The organism is Agrobacterium sp. CMT1 (genome assembly GCF_037203725.1).
Taxonomy (GTDB): Bacteria; Pseudomonadota; Alphaproteobacteria; order Rhizobiales; family Rhizobiaceae; genus Agrobacterium; species Agrobacterium pusense.
This window is the reverse complement of the sequence record NZ_JBBCAR010000016.1, coordinates 20,762-38,405: the sequence shown is the minus strand read 5'-3', so window position 1 is coordinate 38,405 and position 17,644 is coordinate 20,762. Positions and strand designations below refer to the sequence as shown.

Sequence of the window (17,644 nt, the reverse complement as noted above, 5' to 3'; positions counted from 1 at the left end):
CGCGCAATGAGGATGGAGACGTGAACAGTTTCCCCGGATCGCTTGGAAAAGCGCAGTTCCTGACGGAAAACAACGCACCGATGGTGGACCCTTTCGGCCGCGCCATCACCTATCTGCGCGTTTCCGTGACCGACCGCTGCGATTTTCGCTGTACATATTGCATGTCCGAGCACATGACTTTCCTGCCGAAGAAGGACCTTCTGACGCTCGAAGAACTCGACCGGCTCTGTTCCGTCTTCATAACGCGCGGCGTCCGCAAGCTGAGGCTGACCGGCGGTGAGCCGCTGGTGCGCAAGAACATCATGTCCCTGGTGAGGAACCTCGGGCGGCATGTCGAGAGCGGTGCGCTCGAGGAATTGACGCTGACCACCAACGGCTCACAGCTGGCGAAATTCGCAGCCGAACTCGCCGATTGCGGCGTGCGCCGCATCAATGTCTCCCTCGATACGCTCGACAGCGATAAATTCCGCCATATCACCCGCTGGGGGGATATCGACCGGGTGATGGAGGGGCTCGATGCCGCACAGGCGGCAGGCATCAAGGTGAAACTCAACGCCGTTGCGCTGAAGGACTTCAACGATGCCGAAATGCCGGAGCTGATGCGCTTCGCCCACGGCCGCGGCATGGACCTGACGGTCATCGAGACCATGCCGATGGGCGAGATCGAGGAAGACCGCACCGACCGTTATCTGCCGCTTTCAAAATTGCGCAGCGATCTCGAGCAGAGCTTCACGCTCATCGACAGCGATTACCAGACCGGCGGCCCGGCCCGTTACGTGACGGTGAAGGAAACCGGCGGCCGGCTGGGCTTCATCACGCCCATGACCCATAATTTCTGCGAAAGCTGCAATCGTGTCCGTCTCACCTGTACCGGCACGCTCTATATGTGTCTCGGCCAGGACGACGCTGCCGATCTACGCACGGCGCTGCGCGCGTCCGACAGCGACGCCTATCTTTCCAGCGCCATCGATGAAGCCCTTCTGCGCAAGCCGAAAGGACACGATTTCATCATCGACCGCACCCACAACCGACCCGCAGTCTCCCGCCATATGAGCGTGACAGGCGGCTGAGGCTGGCTGAACGTCTTTCTCATCCACCCACCCATATAAACGGTTGAATTGCCAGCTCTGCCGTGCCACGTCTCTTTATATGGAGGAATGCGTGGTTGCGCCGTAACGGCGGCTCCAGATCGCCCGGAGGGCGGGCGGAGTAAACTGCGCATGGTCTGGGATATTTGGGAATGGCATTGACGGACAATACGCGCGGCGCGCTTTTCATGGCGCTCGCAATGGCAAGCTTCACGGCCAACGACGCGCTGACGAAGTCCGTCACCCCCTACATCAACACCGGTCAGATCATGTTCGTCCGCGGCATCATGACCGTGGTGCTGATCTATATCGCGGCCCGGCATTTCGGCGCGCTCCGGCCCCTGAAAACCCTTTTGCGCCCCATCATCATCCTGCGCTGTCTCTGCGAGGTGACCGCCGCCGTTCTTTATCTGACGGCGCTCGGCCTCATCGAATTTTCCAATGCCTCGGCCATATTGCAGTCCCTGCCGCTGGTGGTGACGCTGGGTGCGGCGTTGTTCCTGCGCGAACCTGTGGGCTGGCGGCGCTGGGTGGCGATCATCGTCGGTTTCATCGGCGTGCTCGTCATCATCCGGCCCGGCCCGGAAGGCTTTACGCCGGGCGCGCTGCTGGTTGTCGCATCGCTGGCCGTCACCGCCGCGCGTGATCTGCTGACGCGGAAAATGTATGCCGATGTGCCTTCGCTTGCGATCACCGTCATCACCGCCTTCGTAAACATGGCAGTGGGCGGCCTCTTGATCCTGCCCTTCGGCGGCTGGCAGCCCATGAACGTCACGATCGTCTCGCATCTGGCCGCCTCGGCCATTCTGGTGCTGGTCGGCTACCAGGCGATCATATTGTCGATGAGATCGGGCGAAATTTCCTTCGTCGCGCCGTTCCGGTATACCGGCCTGCTCTGGGGTTTCATGATCGGCATATTCTTCTTCAACGAGAAGATCGACAATTACACCATCATCGGCGCCATGATCATCATCGGTTCGGGCCTTTATACCTTCTACCGGGAAAGCCTCCGAAAGCGCTCGCAGATGGCCAAGCGCGCGGCCGCCACCCCCACTGCCGTGACCACCGTACGGCCGGCTTCCGTAACGAAAGCTGCCGTTACGGAAGAGGCGGGAGAATGACATGAACGGCGGCCGTTTTCTGGACAGAACCACCCCACCCCACATCATCACGCTGGTCGTCATCGCCGGTGTCGCGGCTCTGTGCATGAATGTGTTCCTGCCCTCGCTTGCAACGATGGCAGTGTATTTCGAGACCGATTACGCGGTGATGCAATTCGCCGTCTCGGGTTATCTCGCTGCCACCGCCTGCCTGCAGCTCGTCATCGGCCCGCTCTCCGACCTCTTCGGGCGCCGCCCCGTCATGCTCGCCAGCATCGCCGTCATGATCGTCGCGACGCTTGTGTGCATGCTGGCGCCCAATATCACAATCTTCATGATCGGGCGCGTGGCGCAGGCGGCCGTCGTTTCCGGCTTCGTGCTCGCCCGCGCGATCGTGCGCGACATGGTGCCCATGGAACAGGCGGCCTCGATGATCGGCTATGTGACGATGGGCATGTCCGTGGTGCCGATGGTGGGGCCAACGGTTGGCGGCCTGCTCAATGACATCTCGGGCTGGCAATCGAGCTTCGCCCTCCTCTGCCTGCTTGGCCTCGGCATCCTGGCGCTCGCCTGGCTCGATCTCGGCGAAACCAACCACAACAGATCGGCAAGCTTCTCGCAGCAGTTCCATGCCTGGCCGGAACTTCTGCGCTCGCCGCTGTTCTGGGGTTACGCTCTGACCTCGACCTTCTCATCGGGCATGTTCTTCTCCTTTCTCGGCGGCGCGCCTTTTGTCGGCAGCGTGCTTTATGGGCTTTCACCGGCCATGCTCGGCCTGCAATTCTTCTTCATGGCCAGCGGATACATGCTCGGCAACTTCATCTCCGGTCGTTATGCCAGCGAAATCGGCATCACCCGCATGATGCTGTCGGGCAATGTTATCGGCATTGCCGGCATCATCGCCGCCATCGCGCTGATCTCGGTCGGGGCGGAAAGCGCCTATGCGTTTTTTGTGCCACTCGCCCTGATCGGCGTCGGCAACGGCGTGACGCTGCCCAGCGCCAATGCCGGCATGGTCAGCGTCCAGCCGCATCTGGCTGGCTCAGCCTCCGGTCTCGGCGGCGCCATGACCATTGGCGGCGGCGCGGCACTCTCGGTTCTCGCCTCCTCGGTTCTTTCAAAAGAGGATGGAACCTGGCCGCTTCTACTGGTGATGCTGGCGACCGGCCTTGTCGCCCTCCTCACCACCTATATCGTAAGGCTGCAGGAAAAGCGGGAATGACGGCCCCTTTTGAAATACCCGGCCTGGTACTCGCCGGCGGGCTTTCGCGGCGTATGGGCAGCAACAAGGCGATGGTGCAATTGGGCGATGCGCCTCTCATGTCCCATGTCATCAGCCGCATCACGCCGCAGGTCTGCGACGTCACCATCAATGCGGCCAATGGCTGGGCGGAAAGTTTCGGCCTGCCGCTGCTGCCCGATACGCTGAACGGCCATGCCGGTCCGCTCGCGGGCGTTCTGGCCGGCATGCGCCATTTCCAGCACCGCGGCGACGCGGTCAGCCACTTTCTGACAGCGCCCGCCGACAGCCCGTTTTTCCCTGACGATCTTGTGGTGCGGCTTTGCGAACACCTGTCGGACAATGCAATCGTCATTGCCGCCTCCAGCGGCCAGCTTCATCCGGTCTTTGCGTTGTGGCCGGTCGCTCTCGCCGATGATCTCGAGGAATGGCTGAAGAACGATGCCAACCGGCGCATCCGCGCTTATCTTGCCCGGCATGTCACCATTGGGGTTGCTTTTGCGCCGCTGGAAACGGCAAAGGGCAGCCTCGATCCGTTCTTCAACATCAACACGCCGGATGAGCTTGCACTGGCGCGCAGCTATCTGGAGAGCATGGAAGCATGACGGCACAAAAGGTCTTCGGCATCGCCGGCTGGAAGAACTCAGGCAAAACTGGTCTTGCCGTGCGCATCGTCACCGAACTGACCGCGCGCGGCTACCGTGTCTCAACCATCAAGCACGCCCATCACGATTTCGATATTGACAAGGTCGGCGCCGATAGCTGGCGTCACCGGCAGGCCGGCGCGCACGAGGTCACCATCGTTTCCGGCACCCGCTTCGCCATCATGCATGAATTGCGCGGCGAACCGGAGCCCTCCTTCGAAGACATCCTCTCCCGCCTCGCGCCGTGCGACCTGGTGCTGATCGAAGGTTATAAATACGAGCCGGTGCCGAAAATCGAAGCGCGCCGGGTTGAGGCGGCGAAAACGGAACCGCTGGCGCCGCTCGATCCGCATATCGTCGCCATTGCCGCCGATCACGCGGTGACGGACACGGCGCTTCCGGTTTTTAATCTCGACGATACCGGCGCGATTGCCGACTTCATCGAGACAACGGTGGGTCTGGTCAGGGGTTAGACACGTAGCGGCTCGACGTGACTTGGCTGCATCCCCACATCCGTCATACCGGCCTTGAGCCGGTATCCAGCCAGCCCAAGTCCTTGGGCTGAGGAGACTCATTCCGCCGCGCAGACGCGCGTCGACTGGATGCCGGATCAGGTCCGGTATGACGGAGGAGAAAACCGCGAGAAACCAATGCCCACTAAGCCCGAGGCACCCATTCCAGAACTTTTTCCGCACGCATCACCCCATAAAATGAAAAAGCCGGGCTCATCACCCGGCTTCATCATTCCTTGAGACGCAATACCTATTCAAGGAAAGTGGATGGGTTCACCGGCGTCGCATCCTTGCGAACTTCGAAGTGAACCTGCGGACGTTTGGCGCTGCCGGTCATGCCCGAGGTGGCGATGGTCTGACCGCGCTGAACCTTCTGGCCACGCTGCACGTCGAGATTGGCAGCGTTGCCATATACCGTGACCTTGCCGTCGTCATGGCGGACAAGAACCGTGTTGCCGAGCTGCTTCAGGCCATTGCCGGCATAGATGACGACACCGTTTTCAGCGGCCTTGATCGGCGTGCCCTCGGGAACCGAAATGTTGATGCCGTCGTTGCGGCTGCCTTCGACATTGTCACCGAAATTATTGATGACCGCGCCGCGCACCGGCCAGCGATATTTGCCGATGCCGGTGGATTCCGGTGCGACGGACGCCATGTCGGCCTTTTTCTCGATATCGCTGACACTGGCGGTGGCCGGAGTTGCGGGCGCAGCCGGAGCGGCGGCGGCTGCCGGCGCCTTATAGGGCTCCGGCTTGACGGATGCGGTTTCGACGGGCTTTGCGGCTTCCTTGGCGGGAACGGAAGCGGTCTTGATGGCATCCGTCGAAGCACCCGGCATGTTGAGCGTCTGGCCGACGCGGATGCTTTCGTTGCCGAGACCGTTTGCCGCCTTGAGAGCAGCCACCGACACGCCGTTTGCACGGGCGATCTTGGCGAGGCTGTCGCCCGGCTGAACCTTGTAGCCACCAGAAGGCGGCAGCGGCTTGCCGCCCGGAGGCGTCAGTTTGCCAGCTTCAGCAGAAACCTTGTCACGGGCGGCGGCCTGCGACGGCAGCACGGCCACGTTTCCATCCGGCGCACGCAGCGGTGTCGGCTGGTCGCCATTGCGGTTGAGCGCAATATCTCCGGCGGCATCCTTGGCGGCGTTGCGGACCTGGCCGAACTTCGGAATGAGGATCGACTGGCCGGCCTGTGCGGCGGAAGCGGTCTTCAGGCCATTGACCCGCAGCAGTTCCTTTTCCGGAACGCCGTAGCGGTTGGAGAGGGTCGCGATGCTTTCGCCGGGACGCAGGGTCACGGAGGCGGCGCCATCGGTGTGCCAGCCGTTTTTGTCGGAACGAACGGTCGCGGTGGTCAGGTTGTCAGCGGCGGGTGCGGCAGCCTGCCGTGCGGGCGCTGCCAGAGACGGCGCGGCCTTGGGCTGGGCGGACGGGAAAGGCTGGGCCATGGCTTCGTTGCGGGTCGACGGATCGCGGCTTGCCACGGCTGTCGGCGCGGACAGCTCGGAACGCTGCACCGGCGAGGCCGAGGCGCGGGCCGTGGACGGCTGAACGCCGCCGTAACCGCCCGATTGCTGCGGATAGGAATTGCCGGCCATGTTCTGGTTGGCATAACCTCCCTGTGGCGCGGCAGAGGCGTAACCGCCATTCATGTCGCCCTGCGGAACCGGGGCCTGCCCGTAAGCACCGCCGCCCTGACGGGCAGGAATTGACGCCGTGGTCATCTGATCCGGTCCACTGGAAAAGAGGCCGCTGAACCGCGTTGCATCCGAGCTACAGCCCGTTGCGACGCTTGCCAGCAATGCCGCTGCGAACATTTTTGCGACTGATTTTCCGATTTTAGACGAATGTCTCATACGCATGACTCGATCTACACTGACGCCAACCCGCCGCATCGAGATCGATCCGGCACAAATTTCAATTCTTGCAAGGCCCATTTCCCGAGGTGGGGAAAACCATGCGTCGATGTTTATGATTAAAGCGCGTTAGTGTTACCACGCCGTTAAAACGTTAAGCCGTTTGGCGCTTTTTTGACACTTCGATAACCATGACGAAGACAGGATGCGCCATGATGAAACAATAAAATCTCTTAGAATCAAATGCTTGCGAAAATTCCGAACATTAGGAGACCAAAATACAATGTCTCCAAAATTTTCATTTTGTCACAAATGACGCGCAATATGGGTGCTGAGCGGCAGGTAGGGCGCCTCGAACAGTTCTTCCTTCTCGAAGCGGCTGCCGGTCTTGGAAAAGCGCGTCATCACGCAGCGATCACCTTCAACGATGATCGGCGCGATCATCATGCCGCCGGAAACGATCTGCTCGGCAAAGAAACGGGGCATGGTGGTGAAGGCCGCCGTGGAAACGATTCGGTCAAAAGTGCCCTCACCCACCAGGCCGTTGCTGCCATCCGCCTGGCGGATGACGACGTTGCGGATTGCAAGATCATCGAGACAGTTCTGCGCCTGCTGCACCAGCGTCTTGTACCGCTCCAGCGAAAAGACGCGCTCTACCCGGCGGGCAATGATCGCCGTCATGAAACCGCTGCCGGTACCGATTTCCAGCACGCGCTGGCCGGGTTTCAGCTGCAGGCGGGCGAGGATTTTCACCGCCATGTCGGCCCCTTCCATGAAGGAACCGCAGTCGATCGGGATGGTGCGGCTGGAATAGGCGTCGGCGGCAAATTGCGGCGGCACGAATTTGGATCGTGGCGTCTGCTCAACCGCCGTCAGCAGGTCGAGATCGGAAATCCCCTCGCCCCGCAAGCGCAGAACGAGAGCTGCAAAACCTTCCTTTTCGACCATGGCAGATTTCAATCGGCGACTCCGAATCCAAGCGCTTGCGCAACCCGATCCTTCACCGTGTAATCCGTCAGGTCAAGCTTCAGCGGCGTGACGGAAATCTTGCCATGCTTTAAGGCGTGGATATCGGTGCCTTCGCGGAAGGTGCCCATGCGTTCGCCGAAACGCAGCCAGTAATAGGGAAAACCGCGGCCATCCTGGCGTTCTTCCACCGTCAGGCCGAAATCGAGCTTGCCCTGCCCCGTGACGGACACGCCCTGCACATCCTTTGGCGCGCAATTGGGAAAATTGAGATTGAGGAAGGTGCCGTCAGGCAGATCGACATCGATGAGCTTGCGAATGAGATCGGGCGCATAGGTCTCGGCCACCTCCCACGGCACGACGCGGCCTTCGGCATGGCTGAAGGCCTGGCTGAGCGCAAAAGACCGCACGCCCTGCAGCGTGCCTTCAATGGCCCCGGCAATCGTACCGGAATAGGTCACGTCATCGGCCATGTTGGCGCCGGCATTGACACCTGACAGTACGAGATCCGGCTTTTCCGGCAGAACCTCGCGAATGCCCATGATAACGCAATCAGTCGGCGTGCCGCGCAGAGCGAAATGCTTGTCGGAAACCTTGCGAAGACGCAACGGCTCGGACAGCGTCAGGGAGTGAGCAAGCCCGCTCTGGTCTGTCTCCGGCGCAACGATCCAGACGTCGTCGGAGAGCGTGCGAGCGATACGCTCCAGCACGGCCAGCCCTTCGGCGTGGATACCGTCGTCGTTTGTCAGCAAAATCCGCATGTTTTCCTCCCGCTCTTCATTTTGCTCAGGCAGAACACTCCCCGAACCGTCATCCCGGCCTTGAGCCGGGATCTAGTCGACGCGCGACTGCGCCACGGGAATAGTCCTTTTCAGCCCAACGACTTGGGCTGGATGGATGCCGGATCAAGTCCGGCATGTCGGCATCTTTGAAATCAAGCCGCCTTTTCGATCCGCGTCAGACCGCCCATATAGGGCAGCAGCACATCAGGAATTGTGACAGAGCCATCGTCGTTCAGGTAATTTTCGAGAACGGCGATCAGGCAGCGGCCGACAGCCGTGCCGGAACCGTTCAGCGTATGCACGAACTTCGTCGCCTTGTCGTCCTTGCCGCGATAGCGCGCATTCATGCGGCGCGCCTGGAAATCGCCGCAGACCGAGCAGGACGAGATTTCGCGATAGGTATTCTGACCGGGCAGCCACACTTCCAGATCGTAGGTTTTGCGCGCGCCAAAGCCCATGTCACCGGTGCAGAGCGTCATGGTGCGGAAATGCAGGCCCAGCCGCTTCAGCACCTCCTCGGCGCATGCCGTCATGCGCTCATGCTCGGCGACAGCGCTTTCCGCATCCGTGATGGAGACGAGCTCGCACTTCCAGAACTGGTGCTGGCGCAGCATGCCGCGCGTGTCACGGCCTGCCGAACCCGCTTCCGAGCGGAAGGACGGTGTGAGTGCGGTGAAACGCAGGGGCAGCTTTTCCTGCTCGAGGATTTCGCCGGCCACGAGGTTGGTCAGGGTCACCTCCGCCGTCGGGATCAGCCAGCGGCCATCGGTGGTCTTGAACAGGTCCTCGGAGAATTTCGGCAATTGCCCGGTGCCGAACATCGCCTCGTCGCGCACCATCAGCGGCGAGGAAACTTCGGTATAGCCATGTTCCGAGGTGTGCAGGTCGATCATGAACTGGCCGAGCGCCCGCTCCAGCCGCGCGAGCTGGCTGGTGAGAACGGTGAAACGCGAACCCGAAAGTTTGGCGGCCCGCTCGAAATCCATATAACCAAGCGCTTCGCCGATTTCGAAATGTTCCCTGGCCTCATGGTTCCAGCCGGGCTTCTGGCCGACGACGCGGGTCACCACATTGTCATGCTCGTCCTTGCCATCGGGCACATCGTCGAAGGGCATGTTCGGCAGGCGCGACAGGGCGTCGTTCAACTCGGCGGTGACCTGGCGGTCCTCCTCCTCGGCGCGCGGCATCTTGTCCTTGAGGTCGGCGACCTCGGCTTTGAGTTTTTCCGCAAGCTCCATGTTCTTCTGCGCCATGGCGGCGCCGATTTCCTTGGAGGCGGCATTGCGGCGGGACTGCATGTCCTGCAGGGACTGGATGACGGAACGGCGCTTTTCATCGAGCGCGATCAGACCTGCGGCCGCAGGCTCCGCGCCACGGCGTGCGAGCGCCGCGTCAAAAGCTTCGGGGTTTTCACGTATCCATTTAATGTCGTGCATCGTCGTTCCAGACCGTTGTTGCATCACCGATGTTTTACAGCAAAACGCCGGGCAGAAGCCCGGCGCGAGGAGATGTCTTGAGCGGCGAGACCTTCGAAAACTCAGGTCTCCTCCAGCTCCGTGCTTGCGGATTCCGCAGCGCGCTTCCTCTCCACGAGTCGAGCCATGTAGATGGAAATCTCGTAGAGAATGATCGCAGGCAGTGCAAGACCGATCTGGGACATCGGATCCGGCGGGGTCAGCACGGCGGCGACCACAAAGGCCATGACAATCGCGAACTTGCGCTTCTCACGCAGCCAGTCGCTGGTCAGAAGGCCTACGCGCGCCAGAAGCGTCGTAACCACGGGCAGCTGGAACACCAGACCGAAGGACAGCACCAGCGTCATGATGAGGCTCAGATATTCCGACACCTTCGGCATCAGCGAAATCGCAACCTCGCCATCTTCTGGCAATTGCTGCATGGCGAGGAAGAACCACATGACCATGGGCGTGAAGAAGAAATAGACGAGCGCCGCTCCGATGAGGAACAGGATCGGCGATGCGACGAGGAATGGCAGGAAAGCAGCGCGCTCGTTCTTGTAGAGGCCGGGCGCCACGAATTTGTAAAGCTGCGAGGCGATCACCGGAAAGGAGATGACCATCGCGCCGAACATGGCGACCTTGATCTGCGTGAAGAAGAATTCCTGCGGCGCGGTATAGATCAGCGACGACTTCGTCACATCAAGGCCAGCCCAGAGAACCGCCCACTTATAGGGAATGACAAGCAGGTTGAAGAGATGCTTGGCAACGGCAAAACAGGCGATGAAGGCAACGAAGAACGCACCCAGCGACCAAATCAGCCGTGTGCGCAGTTCCATCAGATGTTCGATAAGCGGCTGCGGCTTGTCCTCGATGTCCCCGCTCATGCTTCATCCTTTTTGGGCTTTGCAGCCTTGGTTCTCGCCGGCTTCACCGGCTTGGCATCGGCGGCCACGACAGGCTTTTCAGCCACGACCTTCCTGGCGGCCGCTTTTCTCGCGACGGCTTTTACGGTCGGCTTTGCAGCTGAAGTCTCCGTGGAATTGACAGCAACGGGCTCGGACGCCGCGACCGCTTTGGCGCGGCTGGCGCGTTTCGGCCTGGCGGCAACCGCTTCCGCCTCGACGGTCGCAATCGATTTAGCCCGGGCACGCTTCGGCTTTTCCGCCGGTACGACCGGTGCCGCAACGGGGGCGCTGGCAGTCACGGGCGGGGTATCCGGCAGCTTCATCTCAGGCTCGGGAATGCTGACGAGCGGTGCAACCGGCTCACTGGTCGCCGGTGCTGCGGTCGACGTAGCAGGCGAGGATGACAGGCCCTCAGGCGGCGTGGTCGCCTTCTGAAGATCGGACTTGATCTCGTTGCCGAGCTGGCGAAGCGGGTTCATCGCATCACGCAGCGAGTTGGTCGGGTTGAGATTGCGGACATCCGATATGGTCTGGCGCACATCGTCCATGTCAGCCTCTTTGAGGGCCTCATCGAACTGGGTACGGAAATCCCCCGCCATCTTGCGAAGGCCAGCCATGGTCTTGCCAAAGGCGCGGATCATGGGCGGCAAGTCTTTCGGCCCGACAACCACGATCAGTACGACCGCAATCACCAGCAGCTCGCTCCAGCCGATATCAAACATCAATATGCTCCCGAGACCCTAACGCGCGTCAGTCTCAAACCAAACGGCAGGGCCGCTTACTTGATCTCGTCAGCCTTGTGGTCGACGGTCTTCGTGTTGGCATCGGCCGGCGGCGGCGTCTGGTCTTCGTCAGCCATGCCCTTCTTGAAGCTCTTGATGCCCTTGGCGACATCGCCCATCAATTCCGGGATCTTGCCGCGTCCGAAAAGGACGAGAACAATCACCAGCACGATGAGCCAATGCCACACACTAAAAGAACCCATAACTGAAACTCCTGAATTTCGCTTTCAGACGATGTAAGACGTTTGAAAGGCTTTTTCAAACAACAAATTGCCGCTTCAACAGGGTGTGAGCATAAAGTTTTTGCGTCGTGTCGCCCGCGCGATAACGATCTCAATCGTCGCCGTCGCCACCACTAGGCGCAAGCAGGCCCAGCTCTTCCAGATCAAGTTGCGTGATCGGGTCTTCATCCTCACGCAATTCGTCACTCATCATCGGCAGGGGCACGCCGAAATTGGAAGGTATGCGGCCGGAAAGCAGCCCTGCTCCCTTCAGCTCCTCGAGCCCCGGCAGGTCGCGCAATTCCTCGAGGCCGAAATGGTCGAGAAACTCAACCGTGGTACCGATCGTCACCGGCCGGCCGGGGGTGCGACGGCGGCCACGAAACCGGACCCAGCCCGCCTCCATCAAGACGTCAAGCGTGCCGCGCGAGGTCTGAACACCGCGGATTTCCTCGATTTCAGCGCGTGTCACCGGCTGATGATATGCGATAATCGCCAGGACTTCCAGCGCCGCGCGAGAGAGCTTCTTGGGTTCCTTTTCCTCGGCGCGGATGACGAAGGAAAGATCGCCGGCAGTGCGGAAGGCCCATTGCCCGCCCACCTGCACGAGATTGACGCCCCGGCCCGCATAAGCGGCTTTCAGACGCTGAAGAACGGCGTCGACATCCATGCCGCGCGGCAGGCGCTCCGCAATGAAACCCGGAGAGACCGGCTCGGCCGAGGCGAAAACCAAAGCCTCGGCGATCCGCTCGGCCTCTTTCAACTGGCGCTCGGAAAATACCGTGGGTTCTAGTCCCACCCCATCCGTCGCGATCGTCGCCTCGGCTGTCTCATCATTATCAGTCATTGTCAGTCCTCTCGGCGACCGCCGCACGATCATCCCTCGTGCCACGGCGCATATAGATGGGCTGGAAAGCGCCCTCCTGCCGGATTTGCAGCGTGCCCTCGCGCACAAGTTCCAGTGACGCGGCAAAGGCGCTGGCGATCGCCGTCACCCGCATCGCGGGATCGGGGACATATTGCAGCAGATATTGATCGAGCGCGGTCCATTCTCCGACATCGCCGAGGAGACCGGTTAAAAGCTCCCGCGCCTCCACCAGCGACCAGACCTGCCGTTTTTCAATGGTGACCTGGGTGATCGCCTGTCTCTGCCGCAGATTGGCGTAGGCGCTGAGCAGGTCATAAAGGCTCGCCTCGTAGGCAGAGCGGTTGATGTGCGGAATATGCTCCGGCGCGCCGCGGGCAAACACATCGCGGCCGAGCTGGGCGCGGTTGACGAGGCGTTCCGCCGCCTCGCGCATCGCTTCCAGCCGCTTCAGCCGGAAGGCAAGGGTTGCGGCCATTTCCTCACCCGAGGGGCCGTCATCCTTGGATTGCTGCGGAATGAGAAGCTTGGACTTGAGGAAGGCGAGCCACGCCGCCATGACCAGATAATCGGCCGCCAACTCGATGCGCACGCGCCGCGCGCTTTCCACGAATTGCAGATATTGCTCGGCAAGCGCCAGCACCGAAATGCGCGACAAATCGACCTTCTGCGTGCGGGCAAGATGCAGCAGCAGATCGAGCGGGCCTTCGAAACCCGCGACATCGATGACCAGTCCGGCCTCACCCGTCAGCCGCTCCGGCGTCACATCCTGCCAGAGCTTGTCCATCGGCGTCGAATTGCGAGATTTGTCTGCGGCCATCGTTCCATCCGCCGGATCTTCCGGCCTTGATCCCGAGTAAGCGGCCGCCCGACTGTCAGGAAACGGCCCACATGGCGTTGAATTCGGCTCTCAGTTCCGCTTCGTCGGATGGGTCCGCAGTCGGGAAACCCGCTTCAACTGCCCGCACCCGCTCCAGCGACCGGCCGGAAAGAACGGGAACCTCTTTCACAACCTCGAGCATTTCACCCATCACGCCGTTGCAATGCAAGACTATATCGCAGCCACCAGCAACAATATTCGCAGCTCTTTCACCCAGCGTGCCCTTCAACGCGTTCATCGAACTGTCGTCGGACATCAGCAGGCCGTCAAATCCGATCCGCCCGCGAATAATCTCCTCGATCACCTTCGGTGATGTCGTCGCCGGCCGTTCGCGGTCGACGGCGTTGAACACCAGATGCGCGCTCATCGCCATCAATTCGCGGTTCAGTGCACGGAAGGGCACGAAGTCATGCGCATCCAGCTCATCGAGCGGCACGTCGACCACAGGCAGTTCATGATGCGAATCCACCATGCCGCGACCATGACCCGGCATATGTTTCATGACAGGCAGCATGCCGCCCGCCTTCAGCCCGTCGGCCGCCGCCTGCCCCATCTCGGCCACCATGGTCGGCGTATAGCCATAGGCACGGTTGCCGATGACATTGCTGGCGCCTTCCACCGGCACGTCGAGCACCGGCAGGCAATCGACATTGATGCCGAATTTCATCAGGTCGAACGCGTGCAGTCGCGACATCAGCCAGGCGGCACGCAGACCGGCACCCCGGTCGCGCTCATAGATTTCACCGAGAATGCGGGCATTCGGATAAGCCTGCAGGATCGGCGGCTTGATACGCTGAACCCGTCCGCCCTCCTGATCGATCAGCACCGGCGCATCTGCCCGCCCGACGGCATCGCGCATGGCGGCGACGAGATCGGTGATCTGCTGCGGCTCGCCAATATTGCGCCCGAACAGGATGAAACCCCAGGGCTGCTCATCGCGGTAAAGGGCAATCTCGTCGGCAGTCAGCGAAAGCCCGCTGCATCCGAGGATCATAGCTTTGCAATCGGTCATGGTGTCACGCCTGTTACAGAATAGATGGGAAGAACTTTGCCTGCTCCTCGGCCAATGCCGGGGCAGCGACGTTTACCGTCCGTCACCCCGGCCTCCGAGCCGGGGTCCAGCGCGATCAAGTCCTTGATCGCGTAAGACTCGTTTCACGGCGCAGACGCGGCGTGGCTGGATGCCGGATCAAGTCCGGCATGACGGAGGTTAGCTGCTCCGTCACTGTCGTTAGACAATCAGCGCCGGGGTACTACCCCCGGCGCATCTCTATCACCGAGCCACCAGGCAGCTGCCACCGGCCGAACGGAACTTTTCGCACAGCGCCACGGCTTCGTTCTTGTCACCGGCCGGGATACGGACGCGGTAGAAGGTGCCCTTGCCGGCGATTTCGGCAGCCTTGATGTCGACGCCGCGTCCACCGATGACCGAGCCGAACTTGGCCGACATGTTCTGGTAGGACTTCTGCGCTTCCGCCTGGCTCGGCAGCGACGCGATCTGGATATAGTAGCCACCGGCGGACGGCGTGCTGGTCGCAGCCGGCGTAGCGGCTGCGGTCTGCTGCTGCGCGGCCTGCGGCTGAGCAGGCGCAGTCGTCGTCGGACGAACATTGCCCTGATTGGTCACCGTCGCCACGACGTTTGCGGGCTGCGAGGACGGACGTGTTGCCGGAAGCGGCGCGGCGGACTGCGCAGCCGGCTTGGTGGCGGCAGGCGTGTTGGCCTGCGGCTGAGCCTGTTCCGGCGCGACCGGAACCCGCGATGCGGCGATGACGGCGGGAGCGCCCTCACCCGGCTTGGCGGTCTGCGGCGCAGCAAGTTCCTCGACCTTGTCAGCCTTCGGCGGCTGGGCTGCCGGCACCTCGACTTCCTGTGCGACAAGCGTGCCGTCAGGCTTGACGATCATGGTGCGGACCTTGCGCGGGGAAACGCCGGTCGCAGCCGAACCTTCGTTCTGTGCGGCCTTTTCTTCCGGCGAAAGCAGGCGCGGATCCTCGGTCTCGCCAACCGGCGTGCCAGCGGCTTCCATATCGGCGTCGTTTTCGCCTTCCAGCGGCAATTGTTCAGGAATCAGAGTCCGCTGAACCACGTCCACGGGCTGTTCGTTGCTGGAAATCAGCGCCGGCTGCTTCGGATCGGCAGCGCTGCCGCCGGCAACGCGATCATATACCGCCTTGTCCTGGTTCGGCACGACACGACCGCCCGGATTTTCCGGCACGACCTTCATCGGGTCGTTATCGGCGGAGATGATGACCGGAGCGCCGTTGGAACCGGTGCTCGACGAACCACCGGAGACCAGCGCGTAAACACCGCCGCCGATCAGCACCAGGCCGATGGCAGCCGCAACCGGCATGATCCATCGGCGACCGCCGCGTTCATCCTCGTCACGATAAGCAGCCTGATTGTCGACGTACGTATTTTCGGGCTCGCGAGGCGCATTGCCACGGGAAGCGGCAGCCTCCTGCATGGAGCGGCGGAAATCCTCTTCCAGCGCCCGTTCGAACTCGTCGGCCTCTTCCGGAGCCTGAACAGGACGAGCCTGGGCAGCTCCGCGGTTTTCCGCGTGCTTGTGGCGGTCGAGACCACCGGCAACAGCAGGAGCGAACAGCGTCGCGAGCTCGGTGTCGATGTCGAGGTCTTCCTCATGACGGCGGGGAGCCGGCTTCGGCTCGAAAACGCCAACCGGCAGTTCCGGTACATCCATCTCGACGATGGTTTCCGGATGCTCTTCCGTCTCACCGATCTGCGAGGGATCGAAAGGCAGGCTTTCCAGCGTCTGTGGCGCGACAGGCTGGGGAGCGGCCGGGCGCGGCTGAACCGGAGCGGCAGCAACGGGTGCGGCGGCAACGGCAGCAACAGGTGCGGCAACGGGCGCAGGCCGGGGCTGCGGTGCGGGCTGCACCTTCACCGGCTGCGGTGCGGGTGCCTGAACGGCCACCGGCGCGGCCGGCTGCTGGCGAACCGGCTGCGGTGCAGGCGCTGGCGCGACCTCCGCTTCAGCGATGTCGGACAGATCCAGATCGAGATCGTCAAGCGCAAGCTCGAAATCATCATCGTTGAAGCCGGCGAAATCGAGCTCCTCGGCGGGTGCTGCGGGCGCTGCACCGGCAACCGGCGCTGCCTTCACCGGAGCGGCAGTAACCACGGGCGGTTCGACCTTGGCAGCCTGCGCTGCGGGGACCGCCTGCACGAGCGGCGCTTCACCGCGACCGGGAATGGAATATTTCGCGACGTCGTAAATCAACTCGTCCATCGGCGAGAGATGTTTCGCCGCCGGCTTCTCGGCAGCCTCAACCGCCAGAGGCTCTGCGGCAGGCGTAAAGACCTCGGCGACCGAAGGCGTGAAGGATGGCGCGGTCTCTTCCGCCTGGACGACGGCAGGCACGGGAGCGACTTCGACCTGCGGCTCTACCCGGGCCGCGACAGGCTGCCGTTCGGAGCGCGGCTCAACCCGCTTCGGGTCGGCGGCCGAAACATCGCGGCGGGCGCCGAAATTGGCAAGCGGCAACCGCAGGCTCGAAAATTCCAGCGAAGACCGGCCGCCATGCGATGGCGGACGAACGGAAATCGGAGCAGGCGCCTGTTCGGCGACGGCGATTTCCACTTCATCGGCGAGATCGAGGCTCTGGGACTCCGGTGTAGCAGCATAAGCGGCGGCAGCAATATTGCTGGAGACATCTGCCGGAAGCTCCGGCATGGCGTGCCATTCCGGCTGGACGGGTTCCGCGGCCTGCGGCTCTTCCCATGCCACCTGTGAGGCAGCCTGCTCGTAGACCATCGGCTCGGCAGGACGCGCCTGGCGCGAATGCACATCGAAAACTTCAGCCACCGCGCCGGCATCATCGCGGAAATCCGCCCGGATATCCTGCGTGGGGGTTTCGACGTAATTGTGGATATAGGCCTCATTGACCTCTGGAAGCAGCTCTTCCGCTGCTTCGGGAGCGAATGTCACCTCTGGTTCCGGTTCAGCTGCCGGCGCAAGTTCGGGCTCGCGGCGAGCGAAAACGGATTCGACCCGCTGCATGAAATCGCTTGGATGGATGCCTGCACGAACATCGTTTGCCGGATCAAGAACGATCGGATCGGCATGCGGCGCATCGTAAACCTCGAATTCCCGAAGCAGCTCGTCCTCGAGATTAAATTCGGGTTCGCGGCGGGCAACCGGTGAGACAGCGCGTGGCGCAGCTTCGGAACCCGCATGCGAAGGACGATCTTCGAAGCCGACGATACGCGCCAGTTCTGCCAGAGGATCGTTGTCAGCGAAGCCTTCGGACCGGGCGTCCCGGTTATACGCGACATTTTTTTCGACCATTACGTGTTCCACCATCTACGCATTGCAGCTCTTGC

Annotated in this window: 16 protein-coding genes; 5 read left to right on the top strand and 11 right to left on the bottom strand. The window is 61.8% G+C overall.

Features of this window, described 5'->3' with window-relative positions:
- The first annotated feature begins 20 nt into the window (after positions 1 to 20).
- From moaA to mobB, 5 genes are all read left to right on the top strand, one after another.
- Entirely contained in the window at positions 21 to 1,070 is a 1,050-nt protein-coding gene (moaA, locus tag WA845_RS18250) for a GTP 3',8-cyclase MoaA (protein WP_044460021.1), read from the top strand.
- Positions 1,071 to 1,240: 170 nt separating this feature from the next.
- Entirely contained in the window at positions 1,241 to 2,209 is a 969-nt protein-coding gene (locus WA845_RS18245; RefSeq protein WP_045533712.1) for a DMT family transporter, read from the top strand.
- Position 2,210: 1 nt separating this feature from the next.
- Positions 2,211 to 3,410, top strand: coding sequence for a Bcr/CflA family efflux MFS transporter (locus WA845_RS18240; RefSeq protein WP_112554481.1), 1,200 nt, complete (start codon positions 2,211 to 2,213; stop codon positions 3,408 to 3,410).
- Entirely contained in the window at positions 3,407 to 4,033 is a 627-nt protein-coding gene (mobA, locus tag WA845_RS18235; protein ID WP_112554483.1) for a molybdenum cofactor guanylyltransferase MobA, read from the top strand. The genes WA845_RS18240 and mobA overlap by 4 nt, the downstream gene beginning before the upstream one ends.
- The gene (gene mobB / locus WA845_RS18230) at positions 4,030 to 4,545 is read left to right on the top strand and encodes a molybdopterin-guanine dinucleotide biosynthesis protein B (RefSeq protein WP_112554485.1); all 516 of its coding nucleotides are present in this window, start codon (positions 4,030 to 4,032) and stop codon (positions 4,543 to 4,545) included. The genes mobA and mobB overlap by 4 nt, the downstream gene beginning before the upstream one ends.
- 289 nt (positions 4,546 to 4,834) lie before the next feature.
- On the opposite strand, the gene WA845_RS18225 is transcribed toward mobB, so the two are convergent.
- From WA845_RS18225 to WA845_RS18175, 11 genes are all read right to left on the bottom strand, one after another.
- Complete coding sequence (locus tag WA845_RS18225; RefSeq protein ID WP_037093448.1) at positions 4,835 to 6,400, bottom strand: peptidoglycan DD-metalloendopeptidase family protein; 1,566 nt, start codon at positions 6,398 to 6,400, stop codon at positions 4,835 to 4,837.
- A gap of 345 nt (positions 6,401 to 6,745) precedes the next feature.
- Positions 6,746 to 7,399, bottom strand: a complete 654-nt coding sequence (locus tag WA845_RS18220) for a protein-L-isoaspartate(D-aspartate) O-methyltransferase (RefSeq protein ID WP_022556269.1) — start codon at positions 7,397 to 7,399, stop codon at positions 6,746 to 6,748.
- Positions 7,396 to 8,166 carry a 5'/3'-nucleotidase SurE gene (gene surE, locus WA845_RS18215; protein WP_004442133.1) on the bottom strand — a complete coding sequence of 257 codons (771 nt, stop codon included), beginning with the start codon at positions 8,164 to 8,166 and terminating at the stop codon, positions 7,396 to 7,398. The genes WA845_RS18220 and surE overlap by 4 nt, the downstream gene beginning before the upstream one ends.
- Before the next feature lie 173 nt (positions 8,167 to 8,339).
- Positions 8,340 to 9,623 (bottom strand): serine--tRNA ligase, encoded by a 1,284-nt coding sequence (serS, locus tag WA845_RS18210; protein WP_004442134.1) that lies wholly within the window; start codon positions 9,621 to 9,623, stop codon positions 8,340 to 8,342.
- A 101-nt stretch (positions 9,624 to 9,724) separates the two neighbouring features.
- Entirely contained in the window at positions 9,725 to 10,528 is an 804-nt protein-coding gene (tatC, locus tag WA845_RS18205) for a twin-arginine translocase subunit TatC (RefSeq protein WP_022556270.1), read from the bottom strand.
- Positions 10,525 to 11,271 carry a Sec-independent protein translocase protein TatB gene (gene tatB / locus WA845_RS18200; RefSeq protein WP_112554487.1) on the bottom strand — a complete coding sequence of 249 codons (747 nt, stop codon included), beginning with the start codon at positions 11,269 to 11,271 and terminating at the stop codon, positions 10,525 to 10,527. Before tatB ends, tatC begins: the two co-directional genes overlap by 4 nt.
- Before the next feature lie 56 nt (positions 11,272 to 11,327).
- Positions 11,328 to 11,534, bottom strand: coding sequence for a twin-arginine translocase TatA/TatE family subunit (locus WA845_RS18195; protein WP_003509722.1), 207 nt, complete (start codon positions 11,532 to 11,534; stop codon positions 11,328 to 11,330).
- Between the two features lie 130 nt (positions 11,535 to 11,664).
- The gene (gene scpB / locus WA845_RS18190; RefSeq protein WP_112554489.1) at positions 11,665 to 12,399 is read right to left on the bottom strand and encodes an SMC-Scp complex subunit ScpB; all 735 of its coding nucleotides are present in this window, start codon (positions 12,397 to 12,399) and stop codon (positions 11,665 to 11,667) included.
- The gene (locus WA845_RS18185) at positions 12,392 to 13,237 is read right to left on the bottom strand and encodes a segregation and condensation protein A (protein WP_034498970.1); all 846 of its coding nucleotides are present in this window, start codon (positions 13,235 to 13,237) and stop codon (positions 12,392 to 12,394) included. Before WA845_RS18185 ends, scpB begins: the two co-directional genes overlap by 8 nt.
- A 55-nt stretch (positions 13,238 to 13,292) precedes the next feature.
- Positions 13,293 to 14,309 (bottom strand): beta-N-acetylhexosaminidase, encoded by a 1,017-nt coding sequence (gene nagZ, locus WA845_RS18180; RefSeq protein ID WP_022556274.1) that lies wholly within the window; start codon positions 14,307 to 14,309, stop codon positions 13,293 to 13,295.
- Between the two features lie 261 nt (positions 14,310 to 14,570).
- Positions 14,571 to 17,609: an SPOR domain-containing protein gene (locus tag WA845_RS18175; protein ID WP_112554491.1), complete on the bottom strand. Its 3,039-nt coding sequence runs from the start codon at positions 17,607 to 17,609 to the stop codon at positions 14,571 to 14,573.
- Between the last annotated feature and the right edge of the window lie 35 nt (positions 17,610 to 17,644).